The organism is uncultured Campylobacter sp., from assembly GCF_937890585.1.
GTDB lineage: Bacteria > Campylobacterota > Campylobacteria > Campylobacterales > Campylobacteraceae > Campylobacter_A.
Genome location: NZ_CALACG010000173.1, coordinates 1 through 13,321, shown reverse-complemented (window position 1 = coordinate 13,321; position 13,321 = coordinate 1). Strand labels below are relative to the sequence as shown.

At 42.3% G+C, this 13,321-nt stretch carries 14 protein-coding genes, 1 tRNA gene and 1 pseudogene; 14 read left to right on the top strand and 2 right to left on the bottom strand.

Annotated elements, in window-relative coordinates:
- Positions 1–31: 31 nt before the first annotated feature.
- Entirely contained in the window at positions 32–607 is a 576-nt protein-coding gene (locus tag Q0296_RS05140; RefSeq protein ID WP_298037468.1) for a rhomboid family intramembrane serine protease, read from the bottom strand.
- Positions 591–1,271: an NlpC/P60 family protein gene (locus tag Q0296_RS05135; protein ID WP_002939441.1), complete on the bottom strand. Its 681-nt coding sequence runs from the start codon at positions 1,269–1,271 to the stop codon at positions 591–593. The genes Q0296_RS05140 and Q0296_RS05135 overlap by 17 nt, the downstream gene beginning before the upstream one ends.
- 142 nt (positions 1,272–1,413) lie before the next feature.
- Between Q0296_RS05135 and murA the strand changes: the two are divergent.
- From murA to Q0296_RS05065, 14 genes and pseudogenes are all read left to right on the top strand, one after another.
- Positions 1,414–2,668, top strand: a pseudogene (gene murA / locus Q0296_RS05130) (UDP-N-acetylglucosamine 1-carboxyvinyltransferase).
- 2 nt (positions 2,669–2,670) lie between these two features.
- Positions 2,671–3,831, top strand: coding sequence for a molybdopterin molybdotransferase MoeA (locus Q0296_RS05125; protein WP_298037465.1), 1,161 nt, complete (start codon positions 2,671–2,673; stop codon positions 3,829–3,831).
- A 50-nt stretch (positions 3,832–3,881) separates the two neighbouring features.
- Positions 3,882–3,956, top strand: a tRNA-Gly gene (locus tag Q0296_RS05120).
- Positions 3,957–4,021: 65 nt separating this feature from the next.
- Entirely contained in the window at positions 4,022–4,828 is an 807-nt protein-coding gene (flgA, locus tag Q0296_RS05115; RefSeq protein ID WP_298037462.1) for a flagellar basal body P-ring formation chaperone FlgA, read from the top strand.
- The gene (locus Q0296_RS05110; protein ID WP_298037459.1) at positions 4,825–5,376 is read left to right on the top strand and encodes a UbiX family flavin prenyltransferase; all 552 of its coding nucleotides are present in this window, start codon (positions 4,825–4,827) and stop codon (positions 5,374–5,376) included. The genes flgA and Q0296_RS05110 overlap by 4 nt, the downstream gene beginning before the upstream one ends.
- Positions 5,373–5,843, top strand: a complete 471-nt coding sequence (gene coaD / locus Q0296_RS05105; RefSeq protein ID WP_012001782.1) for a pantetheine-phosphate adenylyltransferase — start codon at positions 5,373–5,375, stop codon at positions 5,841–5,843. The genes Q0296_RS05110 and coaD overlap by 4 nt, the downstream gene beginning before the upstream one ends.
- A 1-nt stretch (position 5,844) precedes the next feature.
- Entirely contained in the window at positions 5,845–6,432 is a 588-nt protein-coding gene (gene tmk / locus Q0296_RS05100) for a dTMP kinase (protein WP_298037450.1), read from the top strand.
- 29 nt (positions 6,433–6,461) lie between these two features.
- Positions 6,462–7,688 (top strand): histidine--tRNA ligase, encoded by a 1,227-nt coding sequence (hisS, locus tag Q0296_RS05095; protein WP_298037448.1) that lies wholly within the window; start codon positions 6,462–6,464, stop codon positions 7,686–7,688.
- Positions 7,685–9,520, top strand: coding sequence for a biosynthetic arginine decarboxylase (gene speA / locus Q0296_RS05090; RefSeq protein WP_087581652.1), 1,836 nt, complete (start codon positions 7,685–7,687; stop codon positions 9,518–9,520). Before hisS ends, speA begins: the two co-directional genes overlap by 4 nt.
- 11 nt (positions 9,521–9,531) lie before the next feature.
- The gene (locus Q0296_RS05085) at positions 9,532–10,710 is read left to right on the top strand and encodes a pyridoxal phosphate-dependent aminotransferase (RefSeq protein ID WP_298037427.1); all 1,179 of its coding nucleotides are present in this window, start codon (positions 9,532–9,534) and stop codon (positions 10,708–10,710) included.
- A complete protein-coding gene (gene thiS, locus Q0296_RS05080) occupies positions 10,710–10,913 on the top strand; it encodes a sulfur carrier protein ThiS (protein ID WP_298037424.1) in 204 nt (67 codons plus the stop codon). Before Q0296_RS05085 ends, thiS begins: the two co-directional genes overlap by 1 nt.
- A gap of 7 nt (positions 10,914–10,920) precedes the next feature.
- Entirely contained in the window at positions 10,921–11,772 is an 852-nt protein-coding gene (gene thiF, locus Q0296_RS05075) for a sulfur carrier protein ThiS adenylyltransferase ThiF (protein ID WP_298037419.1), read from the top strand.
- Entirely contained in the window at positions 11,773–12,537 is a 765-nt protein-coding gene (locus Q0296_RS05070) for a thiazole synthase (RefSeq protein ID WP_298037416.1), read from the top strand. It begins immediately after the preceding gene.
- Positions 12,537–13,321 (top strand): radical SAM protein (locus tag Q0296_RS05065; RefSeq protein WP_298037413.1); only part of this gene is annotated, 785 nt, incomplete at its 3' end. The genes Q0296_RS05070 and Q0296_RS05065, both read left to right, overlap by 1 nt.

Sequence of the window (13,321 nt, the reverse complement as noted above, 5' to 3'; positions counted from 1 at the left end):
ATCGCCTTCGTTTAAAATGTCCCAGATCTCATCAAAAAATCTCATCTGCTCTCTTTAAGTAAAATTTAGCGTACAAACAGCCAATCCCCCAGCCTATAAAGTGCGCATACCATGCGACATTTATCCCCATAAATAGTGGCAAAAAGCTCATGGCTATCAGGGCGGCAAAGTAGCCAAACCACGCCTTTTTATCTGAGTATAGCAACGAAGTCGCCAGCATGCCAAATAGCATAGACAAAGCACCGCTTGCACCGACTAAATTTATAAATTTCTCATTTTCAAATGCAAAATATATATAAATAAAGCTTAAAATTTGCGTCAAAACGCCGCCAACGATATAAAAAATGATAAATTTTTTCGTGCCAAGATATAACTCGCTCATTGAGCCAACTTGATATAAAAAGAGCATATTCATAAGCAAGTGACCTGCGCCTGCGTGCATAAAGATAGATGTGAGAGGCTGAAATAGATAGAGTTTTTCTAAAAAATAGATGTTTAAGCCAGGCGCGAGCCATAACTCACGCGAGTGCAGAAAAGTAATACCAAAAAATGCAGCTAAATTTAAAATGATAAGCGCAAATGTAGCTGGGCTACTTAGCTTTGCCATATCCAGCAAATCTGTTTGCCGCTAGGCAGCTAGCGTTTGAACATCTTACGACGTAGCTGTTTATCTCTTTGTCGCCCTTTAGATGCGTGTTTTTTTGTTTTAAATTCATATAGCTGTGGATGATCCTGCCGCCAGAGTTGTGTATAAATTTGACTGTTTCGTCTGGGAGTATAGCTGTTACGATGCCGACGTGAGTGACATTTTTCTTGTCTTTATTTTTTTGTATGCCTTTGCCAAGGGTATTTGAAAAGAAGATAAGATCGCCTTTTTTTGGATTTTTATGAGTGATCAAATTTTGGCTTTCATAGAAGTTGTAGATGGCTTTTGACTTTCTGCCACCCTTGCTGTAGTAGTTATTGATAGTTTTTTCATCAAAATACATATTTTTATATTTTGCATTAACGATAGAGACGAAGCCTGAGCAGTCGCCCCCTGCTCTAGTATTTAAGTATTTTTTAAAAAATGAACCAAATTCTTTATCTGCTCTGCCGTCATCTTCGTCTAAAAGCTCACTTGAAGTTTGTCTGCTAAAGTCTTCGTTTGTAGAGGCGGTTTGATTATAGTCATTTTGTGGGATTTTAGGCTCATTTGAGGTGAAAGAACAACCTGTAAAAAGCGCAATGCAGAGTGCAAAAAATATTCTTTTATTTATTAAACTTAACATATTTTTATCCAAAATAATTAATTTTCGTAATTTTAACTCTTAAATGTAAATAAAGCGAAAAATAGCGCCCTGTTTTCTTTACTCTAAGTTTAAAAACAATATAATCGGCAAAAAATATATTTTCTTAAGGCAAAAAATAATGATGCACTATCTAAAAATAGAGGGCAATGCCAAACTAAGCGGTGAGGTGAGGATCAGCGGAGCCAAAAACGCCGCCCTACCCATAATCGCCATAACCTTGCTTGCAAAAAACAAAGTAAATTTAACAAATATCCCAAACGTCGCTGACATAAAAACACTTTGCCAACTGCTAAGAAATCTCGGCGCAAAGTGCGAATTTGAGGACGAAAACTCACTAAGCATAGACACAAGCAGCGTAAACTCAACTACGGCAAACTACGACATCGTTAGAAAGATGCGCGCTTCTATATTGACGCTTGGGCCGCTTCTAGCGCGCTTTGGTCACTGCGAAGTGAGCCTGCCTGGTGGCTGTGCGATCGGACAAAGACCAATAGATCTGCACCTAAACGCACTTGAGAAAATGGGCGCAAATATCGAGATAAAACAAGGCTATGTCGTCGCAACCGCGCCAAATGGCCTAAAAGGCGCAAAGATAGTTTTTGATAAGATCACCGTAACTGGCAGCGAAAATATCATCATGGCAGCAGCCTTAGCGCATGGCACGACAGAGCTTTTTAACGTCGCGCTTGAGCCTGAAGTGGTGCAAATTTGTGAAATTTTGGCTCAAGATAGAAGGCATAGGCACAAGCGAGCTAAAGATAACTGGTAGCGGTCAAAAGCTACTTGAAATTTGTGACATCGAGGTCATCCCAGATAGGATCGAAGCTGGCACATACCTTTGCGCTGGAGCTATCACAAATAGTAAAATTTCGGTCACAAAGGCAAATGCTGCGCATATGACAGCCATTTTAAATAAATTTGAAGAGATGGGCTTTGGTATCGAAGTAGACGGCGATAAGATCACGATATTGCCAGCTAAAGCCATCAAGCCAGTCAAAATAAGAACGACTGAGTATCCTGGCTTTCCGACCGATATGCAGGCTCAGTTTATGGCACTTTGTCTAGCAGCAAATGGCGTTAGCACGATAGATGAGAGGCTTTTTGAAAACCGCTTTATGCACGTTAGCGAGCTAGCTAGGATGGGTGCTGACATCCGCCTAAATGGACATATCGCAAGCGTTTATGCCCCTGCAAATTTAAACGCAGCTGATGTTATGGCAACTGACCTTAGAGCGAGCTCAGCACTCATACTAGCCGCTCTTATCGCAAATGGCGAGAGCTTGGTGCATAGAATTTACCACCTTGATAGAGGCTACGAGAGGCTTGAGGAAAAATTTAAAAGCCTTGGGGCAAAAATCGTTAGGCTTGAGGAGTAAAAATGCTAGTAAATGACGCATTAGATGCTTTAAAAGCTAAATTTAGACCAAAAAATGAGAGTGAAATTTTACCTCTTAGCGAGGCGCTTGATAAAACCTTAGCAAATGACGTGATAGCGGTCAAAGACCTGCCCTGCTTTGATAACTCAGCGCTTGATGGATTTGCGGTTAAATTTGATGAAAAAGATGAGCCTTATAAGATCATCGCAAGTGCCTTTGCAGGCGATAAAGAGCAGCTAAGTATCGGAAAAAACGAGTGCGTGAAGATAATGACAGGTGCTAAGATGCCAAAGGGTGCTGACACGGTCATGAGATTTGAAGATTGTGTGGTTGAAGGTGAGTTTGTAAAAGCGCCAGCTAAGCTTAAAAAGGGCGACGCCTACCGCTTTAAGGGCGAAGAGGCAAAAATAGGCGAAATTCTCCTAAAAAGTGGCGAAATTTTAAACACTAGAAGCGTGATGATGCTAGCAGCTCAGGGCATAAGCTTTATAGACGTAAAAAAGCAGCCAAGCATCGCAGTTTATTCAAGCGGAAATGAGATCATCGAGCCTTGGCAAAGAGCGAGCGAGGATGAAATTTACAACGCAAATGCCTTTGGCATCACCGCTCTTTTAAGCTCCATAGGTCAAAAAAGCTCATATATTGGCATCATAAAAGATGAGCTAAGCGCCGTAAAACAGGCATTTTTAAACGCTGCAAACTACGACATCGTCATCTGCTCTGGCGGAGCAAGCGCTGGAGAGGCTGACTTTATGAAGATAGCCATGAGCGAGCTTGGATATAGCGAAATTTTCTCACATCTTGACATAAGACCTGGCAGACCTTGTAAGGCTTATGAAAAAGATGGCAAGCTTGTCTTTGTGCTACCTGGAAACCCTATGGCTGCCTATCTTTGCCTAATGATACTTGTTTTGCCACTTCTAAAAAGTGAGTGCTTTGTGACGCAAAAAGTGATAAATGGTGAAAATTTAAAGGTAAAATCTGGCAGAGCAAATGCTGTTTTTGGTAATGTAATTGATGGTAAATTTATAGCAACTGACGGCGGAAAATATGGCTCAGGTATGATAAATCATATATTAAAGAGCGATTTTGTGCTGATAACTAGCCCTGATCAAGGTGAAATTTTACAAAATAGCGAAATTTCACTCATAAAACTTCCATAATCCTTGACAAATGAAAAACAATCTGATAAAATGCGGACTTCATTTTGATTGCGGGAATAGCTCAGGGGTAGAGCACAACCTTGCCAAGGTTGGGGTCGCGAGTTCGAATCTCGTTTCCCGCTCCATCTTTTTTATACTCATTTTTTTATTTTCCACAAAACTTTTTGCAAATGAAGTCAGCATCTATCCGATGTATTGTGTCATAAATGATCAAATTTCACTCAGTACTTTTGGCTTTGAGGGCGAAGATAATGAGATTTTAAACTTAGAGGGCAAAAGAGCAGCCAAGATAGATAGCAAAAAACTCTATGAAATTCTAACAGCAAATTTTAAAACATATAATGACAAAAGCGGCGGTAACGTGGCTTTTGTGAAAAACTGCTCTATCATGGATGAAATTCAGATGCACTTTCTAAGAGAGATCAGCAACGAGTATCCAGGCATCAGCGTGAGCGATCTTAGCATCAGCCCGCAAAACAAACTCCCTGCAAATTTTAAAGACTTAGTCTTTAAAAATATCTTCTTAAACGATCAAAATAGCCAAAAAGGCGTTTTTAGAGCCTCCTTTGAGGATGTTGATCTAAGTCTTAAAAGCCTTTATTTTAAATTTAGCTTTAACGCCAAAATGCCAGTTTTTATCGCTATAAATTCAATGAATACAAACCACATTTTAAGCTTGCTTGATTATCAACCAACGATGATCGAGTTTAGCAAATGGCCACGTGACGCACTCTTTGGACTTAGCGCCTCAACGCTTGTCACAAAAGTGCAGATAAGAAGCGGAGAAATTTTAACCAAACGCCAATTTAACGCCATAAGCTTAGTAAAAAAAGGTCAAATGCTAAATGCAGTCTTAAGCGAGGGTGGCGTCAAGATAATCGCTGAAGTAAAGGCGCTTGAAGATGGAAATTTAGGCGATATGATAAAGATAAGAACAAGAGAAAATAAAATTTTACAGGCCACAGTTTCAGGCAAAGACGAGGCAGTTATAAGATGAAAAAAGTAGTTTTTGCAGCCACCGGAGCAAGCGGAGCTGGGCTTTTTCTAAAGCTAATAAATGCCGCAAAAGATAGCTGTGAGGCGCACGTCATAGTTAGCAAAAACGCTATGAAAGTTTTGGAGACTGAAGAAAATTTGAGGCTAAATTTAAATAATCTTGGCGTGAAAATTTATGATGATTTGGATCTTAGCGCTGGTCCAGCATCTGGCTCATTTGGCACGGAAGCTATGATTATAGCGCCCTGCTCTACCAACACGCTAGCAAAGGTCGCAAACGGCATAAGCGACACGCTCATCACAAGGGCCGCAAGCGTCGCACTAAAAGAGAGGCAAACCCTAGTTTTGGGCGTTAGAGAAATGCCGTTTTCTATGATCGCGCTTTCACAGATGCAGCTACTCTCATCTCTTGGAGCTATCATCGCACCCCCAGTTTTAGGCTACTACGCAGGTATAAAGAGCCTTCAGGATATGGAGCATTTCATCATCGGCAAGTGGCTCGATGCTTTAAAAATCCAAAATAATCTTTACAAAAGGTGGCAAATTTGAAAAAATCTTGCATCTATCCAGGGACATTTGACCCCATAACAAACGGCCATTTAGACGTCATCATAAGGGCTACGAAAATTTTTGACAAGGTAATCGTCGCAGTTGCCAAAAGTGACAGCAAACAGCCGATGTTCGCACATGAAAAGCGCATAGAGATGGCAAAAGAGGCAGTTTGCGAGCTAAAAAATGTAAGCGTGCTTGGCTTTGATAACTTGCTTGTTGATTTTGCTAAATCGCACGGCATAAACACCGTCATCAGGGGACTTCGCGCGGTTAGTGACTTTGAATACGAGCTACAAATCGGCTACGCAAACGCTGCACTTTGGGATGAATTCGAGACGGTTTATCTTATGCCAAGCTTAAATAACGCCTTCATCTCAAGCTCGATCGTCCGCTCAGTCTTGCGCCACGATGGCGACGTGAGCAACCTAGTGCCAGCAAAAATTCTTAAAAATTTAAAGGCGTAAAATGTATATTTTGTTTGAAGGCATTGACGGCATTGGCAAGAGCACGCAGATAGAAATTTTAGCTTCTAAATTTAGTGATGCCATCGTCACAAAAGAGCCAGGTGGCACGCAGCTTGGTGAAAATTTACGAGAAATTTTACTAAGCTCAAGCATCAAAATAGGCAAAAGGGCTGAAATTTTACTTTTTTTAGCTGACAGGGCTGAGCATTTTGAAAAGCTGGTCGCTCCAAATTTGGGTAAGCTTATTTTAAGCGACAGAGGCTTTATCTCAGGCATCGCCTACGCTTTGGCAAATGATGAAAGCTTAGATGAAAACGTGCTTTTAGAGCTTAATAAATTTGCACTAAATGATAAATTTGCAGACAAGATCATCTTTTTTGAAGCAAGCCATGAGCTTATAAGCACGCGCTTAAAAACAAGAGGCACAAGCGATAAGATCGAGGCTCGTGGGCTAGAGTATCTTTTAAAAGTGCAAAGCCTGATGAAGCAAATTCTTATCAAAAATGGCTTTAAAACGCTTTTTATAGACGCATCTAAAAGCATAGAGCTAATTTCAAAAGAGATAGAAAATTTTATAAATTTTAAGTAAAATCACAAAAAAATAAAAAGGATAATGCGATGATAACGGCACTTCGTGGCATGAAAGATATGCTTCCAGCTCGCGCAAAACTTTACGCACAGATAATCAAAACCTGCGAGGAAGTCGCAAAAAACTACGGATATGAGCAAATTTTGACCCCACACCTCGAGGAGACGGCGCTTTTTAAAAGAAGTGTCGGCGAGAGCAGTGACATCGTGGGCAAAGAGATGTATCAGTTTGAAGACAAAGGCGGCAACGACGTTTGCTTGCGTCCTGAAGGCACGGCTGGCGTGGTTAGAGCCTTTATCGAGGCAAAGCTTGACAGGGCAAACGTGACAAAACGCTGCTTTTATCATGGCTCGATGTTTCGCTACGAGCGCCCACAAAAAGGCCGCTTGAGAGAGTTTCACCAGTTTGGCTGTGAGTGCTTTGGCGAGGGCAGCGTCTATGAGGATGCGAGCATTATCTTGATGGTGAGCGAAATTTTTAACAGACTAAATATAAAAACAACCCTAAAAATAAACTCGCTTGGCGACGAGAGCTCGATGAAGTCTTACAAAGCAAAGCTTGTCAAATTTTTAGATGAAAATGACGATAAAATTTGCGAAGACTGCAAAAGACGCAAGCTTTTAAATCCTATCCGCGTGCTTGACTGTAAGATAGAAAGCTGCCAAGAAATTTATAAAAACGCCCCAGTTATCACTGATAGCCTAAGCTGCGAGGCGCAGGCTGATTTTGCAAAACTGCAAGAAATTTTAAAGGCAAATGGCGTTAAATTTGAGATAGACACTAAGCTTGTTCGTGGGCTAGACTACTACTGCAAGACGGCGTTTGAGTTTATCAGCAACGAGATCGGCTCACAAAGCGCAGTAGCAGGGGGTGGCAGATACGATAGGCTCGTTGAGTATCTTGGCGGTAGAGCAAGTTACGGCGTTGGTTTTGCGATGGGCGTTGAGAGGATAATGGAAATTTTAGGTGAGGCCCAGGATGAGCGAGCTGGAATTTACCTTTGCGCGCTTGATGCGGCAAATTTAGACTTTGTCTATGCGCTTGGCTCGAAACTTCGCAAAAAATATCAGGTCGAAATTTCATACGAAGCCAAAAAACTTCAAAAACATCTGCAAAATGCCGACAACAAAAAGGCAAAAATTTTCCTTTGTGTGGGCGAAAATGAGATGAAAGAGAATAAAATTTGGTATAAAAATTTAGAAACCAAAGATGAAAAAACGATAAATTTAGATGAGCTTGAAAAGGAGCTGGGATGAATGATTTTGGACTTAGCATTTGGGGCAATTCAAATTTTGTGATAGAAGACGGCAAAGTCTGCATAAACGAAGCTAGCAAGCCAGCGATCATCGACATAGTAAAAGAGATAAGAGACGATGGCTACAGAGGTCCACTGCTGCTTCGCTTTCCGCACCTTATCCAAAAGCAGATCGAGCAGATCCACGCAAGCTTTGCAAAGGCAAAGAAAGAATTTGCCTACAAAGGCAGCTTTAACGCCGTTTTCCCACTTAAAGTAAATCAATATCCTGGCTTTGTAAAAAACCTAGTTCGCCTTGGCAAGCCCTATAACTACGGCCTTGAGGCTGGTAGCAAGGCTGAGCTACTTCTAACTATGGCTTATAACAACGACAAAGCGCCTATAACGGTGAATGGCTTTAAAGATAAAGAGATGATAAATATAGGCTTCATCGCCGCAGAAATGGGGCATAACATCACGCTAACGATCGAGGGCTTAAACGAGCTTGAAGCGATAATCGCCATCGCAAAAGAGCGCTTTAAACCAAAACCAAAGATCGGACTTAGAGTGAGACTACACTCGACAGGATCGGGGCTTTGGGCAAAAAGTGGCGGCATACACTCTAAATTTGGCCTAACATCAACCGAGCTAATAGAAGCTGTAAAGATGCTAAAAAAGGCAAATTTACTTGAAAACTTCACGATGATACACTTTCACATCGGCTCTCAAATAAGCGAAATCCATCCGCTTAAAAAAGCACTCATCGAGGCTGGCAACATCTACGCCGAGCTTAGAAAAATGGGTGCAACAAATTTAAAAGCGATAAATTTGGGCGGCGGTCTAGCGATTGAATACTCGCAGTTTAAAGAGGAGAGCAGCAGAAACTATACGCTAAACGAATACGCAAACGACGTTGTTTATATGCTTAAAACCATAAGTGAGCAAAAAAAGGAGATCGAACCAGATATTTTCATAGAGTCAGGTCGCTACATCGCCGCTTCTCACGCGCTTTTGGTCGCTCCTGTGCTTGAGCTATTTTCTCAAGAATACACCGAAGAGAAGTTAAATTTAAAGAAAAATAATCCAAATTTAATAACCGAGCTAGTTGATCTTTATAAATCAATCAAGCCTTCAAACGCCCTAGAGTACCTGCACGACGCCATCCACCACACCGAGAGCATCCTCACGCTCTTTGATCTAGGCTATGTTGATCTGCAAGATAGATCAAACGCAGAGGTACTTTTAAGGCTCATTAGTAAAAAAGCTGTCGTGATGCTTGGCAATAAGAGCAACTCAAGCGATCTAACCAAAATTCAAAAAGAGGTTCAAGAGAGATACTTGCTAAATTTCTCGATCTTTCAAAGCTTGCCAGACTTTTGGGGTCTAAAGCAAAATTTCCCTATCATGCCACTTGACAGGCTTGATGAGCGCCCTACCCTGCCAGCTTCGATCTGGGACATCACCTGCGATAGCGACGGCGAGATCAGCTATGATGATGAGAAAAACCCACTGCTTTTGCACGACGTGGATGTGGAGAAGGAGGATTATTTCTTGGGATTTTTCCTAGTTGGCGCATATCAAGAGGTGATCGGCATGAAGCACAACCTCTTCACTCATCCGACAGAAGCTACGGTAGAGATAACAAGTGATGGCTACAAGGTCACAAATTTACTAGAGAGCCAGTCGATCCTTGATATCATGGAGGACATGGACTACGATATCTACGAGATCCAAGACACTCTAAATGAGCGCTTAGAGAAATCAACTCTGATAAACGAAACACAAAAGAAGCAAATTTTGGGCGAACTTTATCTATTTTTAAATGATAATAGCTACTTAAAGACAATCAACTAAAAAGGACGAAAATGCAACTAGCAAACAGAATGCAAACATTAAGCGAATCAATCACAATCGCGATCAGCACAAAAGCCAAAGAGATGAAGGCTGCTGGCATCGACGTGATCTCGCTTTCAGCTGGTGAGCCTGACTTTATGACTCCAAAAAAGATAAGAGAAACTGTAAAAAACGCACTTGATAACGATAGCAAAAGTGGCAAATATACGCCAGTGCCGGGCCTGCCTGAGGTTATAGAGGCCATTAGAGTAAAGCTAAAAAGAGATAACGGACTTGACTACAAAGCAAATCAAATCGTCACAAACATCGGCGCAAAACACTCACTTTTTAACGTATTTCAAGCGCTTATCAACCCAGGTGACGAGGTCATCATCCCATCTCCATACTGGGTGAGCTACCCTGAGATCGTTAAATTTTGTGGTGGCGTGCCTGTTTTTATCGAGGCAGACGAGAGCACAAATTTCAAAATAACAGCCCAGCAACTAAAAAAAGCGATCACACCAAAAACAAAAGTCTTTTCGCTAAATCACCCGACAAACCCAACAGGTGCAGTCTATACAAAAGAGGAGATCGCGGCATTTGGCGAGGTTTTAAAGGGCACTGACATTATCGTCACGAGCGATGAAATTTATGAAAAGGTGATCTACGGCAAGAAATTTCACGCAGTAGCCTCAGTGAGCGAGGATCTTTTCAAAAGAACGGTCACGATAAATGGCCTAAGCAAGTGTGGCGCGATGCCTGGCTGGAGATTTGGCTATATCGCAAGCTCGATGGACTGGCTAATCGCTGGCATCAAAAAGCTTCAAAGTCAAAGCACAAGCAACATCAGCTCGATCGTGCAAATAGGCGCTATCCCGTCACTTCTAGGTGAAACCGATGAAGACATCGAAAACATGAGAAAAGAGTATGAAAAAAGACGCGACGTGGCTGTTGAGATGATAAATGCTATCCCTGGGCTAAGCGTAGTTAAGCCTGATGGCGCGTTTTATCTATTTGTAAAATGCAAAGATGTAGATAGTGACTCACTTAGATTTTGCAAAAAGATGCTTGAAGAGGCGAACGTAGCGACCGTGCCAGGTGTGGGCTTTGGCATGGAGGGATACTTTAGAATTTCTTTTGCAACAGACATCGAGAGCATAAAAAAAGCGATCGAGAGGATCGCAAATTTTGTAAAAAGCTACAAAATTTAATGATCAAATTTAGCGTAAATGGCAAAATTTTCGAGCTTGAAAACGATATAAATGTTTATAAATTTTTAGCTCAAAATGGCTATGAGCTTAAATTTATAGCCCTTGAGCGAGACGGAGAAATTTTGCCAAAAAAGCTTTGGAGTGAGCACTTTATGAGCGAGGGCAAAGCTTATGAGATCGTCACTTTAGTTGGCGGTGGATGAGGAGAAAATGATAGAGATAGTTTTAAATGGCACAAAATTTAAAGTGCCAGCAAAAAGCCTTAGCGAGCTAAAAGAGCTTGCTCTTGGCGATAAAGAGAGTGAAATTTATAAATTTTTAGAGAAATTTAACGCAACAAAGCCAGACATTTTTATCGTTGATGGCTTTGCTATAAAAGAAGATAGCGAGCTAAAAGATGGCTCAAATGTCGTATTTATAAGGCGTGGCGTGATGCCTGAGCGTGAAGTTTTACGCTCGATGATCGCTTCACGAAACAGCCCTGAGCTAAATTTAGCCCTAAGTAAAGCCGTGGTCGGCGTGGCTGGACTTGGCGGACTTGGCTCAAATATCGCGCTAAGTCTTGCAAGAGTTGGCGTAAAAAAGCTAGTGCTTGCCGACTTTGACGTCGTTGAGCCAAGCAATCTAAACCGCCAGCAGTATTTCGTCCGCCACATCGGCATGAAAAAGACGCAGGCGCTTAAAGAGCTGATAAATGACGTAAATCCCTTTGTCGAGGTCGAGGCTCACGATATATTTTTGGATGAAAAAAACGTGGCAAGCGTCTTTGGCGAGTGTGAAATTTTATGCGAGGCTTTTGACAACGTCGCTGGCAAGGCGATGATACTAAACGAAGCTGGAGCTAGCTTAAAAGATAAAAAGATCATCGGCGCCTCTGGCATGGCAGGATACTTTAGCTCAAATCTCATAAAAACCATAAAATTTGCCAAAAATGTCTATCTTTGTGGCGACCTCACAAACGAGGCGAAGATCGGTCAAGGGCTCATGGCACCACGCGTTGCGATCTGTGCAAACCACGAGGCAAATTTGGCCATTAGACTACTTATGGGCTTGGAGGCGTAAGTGCAAAGTGATAGCTTGATCCTTGGCGGCAAGGAGTTTCAAAGCCGCTTCATCCTTGGCTCTGGCAAGTACTCGCACGAGCTTATAGACTCCGCTGTAAACGAGGCTGGGGCAGAAATTTTAACCCTTGCTCTTAGGCGCATAAACGAGAGCAAAGAGCGAAATATACTTGACTTTATCCCAAAAGGCGTGACGCTCTTGCCAAACACAAGTGGCGCTAGAAACGCCAAAGAGGCCGTTCGTATCGCCCAGCTCGGACGTGAGCTTGGATGTGGCGAGCTTGTTAAGATAGAGATCATCACTGACTCTAAATTTCTCTTTCCAGACAACATTGAGACGATAAAAGCATGCGAAGCACTGGCAAATGACGGTTTTGTGCCGATGCCATATATGTTTCCTGATCTAAACGCCGCAAGAGCGATGCTAAATGCAGGAGCAAGCTGCATAATGCCTCTAGCTGCGCCCATTGGCTCAAACCAAGGGCTAGTTTTTAAAGATATCATTGAAATTTTGATAAACGAGCTTGATACGCAGATCATAGTTGATGCAGGTATCGGCAGGCCCTCACAAGCGTGCGAAGCGATGGAGATGGGAGCGGCTGCGATCATGGCAAACACAGCTATCGCCTCATCTAAAAATATCCCGCTCATGGCAAGAGCCTTTAAAGAGGCTATCATCGCTGGTCGCAACGCCTATTTAGCAGGCCTTGGCGCAAAGAGCAAAAGCGCAAATGCCTCATCACCGCTCACTGGATTTTTAGACTGATGAAATTTACCAAAACCGACCACATGCAGCTGCTACCTCACATGGAGGATGTTGGCAGCGACATCATGGATGAAATTTTAAAAGAGCGCGCGAGCTATAAACCAGAAATTTACACCGAAGCAGACGTAAAAGCAGCTCTTAATGCAAAGCACTGCTCGCTTGAAAATTTAAAAGCCCTGCTCTCGCCTGCTGCAGCGCCATTTTTAGAGCAAATAGCCCAGCTCGCTCAGGCAAAAACAAGGGCAAATTTTGGCTCAAACATCACGCTTTTTACCCCGCTTTACATAGCAAACTACTGCGATAATCTCTGCGTTTATTGCGGTTTTAACGCCAACAATAAAATAAAAAGGGCAAAGCTAAGCGACGAGGAGATCACAAGAGAGCTAAGAGAAATTTCAAAGAGCGGCTTGGAAGAAATTTTGATCCTAACTGGCGAGAGCGAGACCAACTCAAGTGTCGCCTACATCGCAAACGCCTGCGCTTTAGCAAAGAAATTTTTTAAAGTCGTTGGGGTTGAGATTTACCCATTAAATTCAGACGGCTACGCCCTGCTTCACAAAAGTGGCGCAGACTACGTGACCGTCTTTCAAGAGACCTACAATCCCACAAAATACGAGAAAATCCACCTTGGTGGCAATAAAAGAATTTTTCCATACCGCTTAAATGCGCAAGAGCGAGCGCTTCTTGGAGGCATGAGAGGAGTTGGCTTTGCCGCACTTCTTGGCATAGATGACTTTAGGCTTGATGCCTTTGCGACTGTCTCTTATACACATCTGACGCTGCC

Coding starts and splice junctions, on each gene's coding strand:
- Q0296_RS05140 (WP_298037468.1), bottom strand. CDS start 607: ATGGCAAAGCTAAGTAGCCCAGCTACATTTGCGCTTATCATTTTAAAT.
- Q0296_RS05135 (WP_002939441.1), bottom strand. CDS start 1,271: ATGTTAAGTTTAATAAATAAAAGAATATTTTTTGCACTCTGCATTGCG.
- Q0296_RS05125 (WP_298037465.1), top strand. CDS start 2,671: ATGCTAGTAAATGACGCATTAGATGCTTTAAAAGCTAAATTTAGACCA.
- flgA (WP_298037462.1), top strand. CDS start 4,022: ATGTATTGTGTCATAAATGATCAAATTTCACTCAGTACTTTTGGCTTT.
- Q0296_RS05110 (WP_298037459.1), top strand. CDS start 4,825: ATGAAAAAAGTAGTTTTTGCAGCCACCGGAGCAAGCGGAGCTGGGCTT.
- tmk (WP_298037450.1), top strand. CDS start 5,845: ATGTATATTTTGTTTGAAGGCATTGACGGCATTGGCAAGAGCACGCAG.
- hisS (WP_298037448.1), top strand. CDS start 6,462: ATGATAACGGCACTTCGTGGCATGAAAGATATGCTTCCAGCTCGCGCA.
- speA (WP_087581652.1), top strand. CDS start 7,685: ATGAATGATTTTGGACTTAGCATTTGGGGCAATTCAAATTTTGTGATA.
- Q0296_RS05085 (WP_298037427.1), top strand. CDS start 9,532: ATGCAACTAGCAAACAGAATGCAAACATTAAGCGAATCAATCACAATC.
- thiS (WP_298037424.1), top strand. CDS start 10,710: ATGATCAAATTTAGCGTAAATGGCAAAATTTTCGAGCTTGAAAACGAT.
- thiF (WP_298037419.1), top strand. CDS start 10,921: ATGATAGAGATAGTTTTAAATGGCACAAAATTTAAAGTGCCAGCAAAA.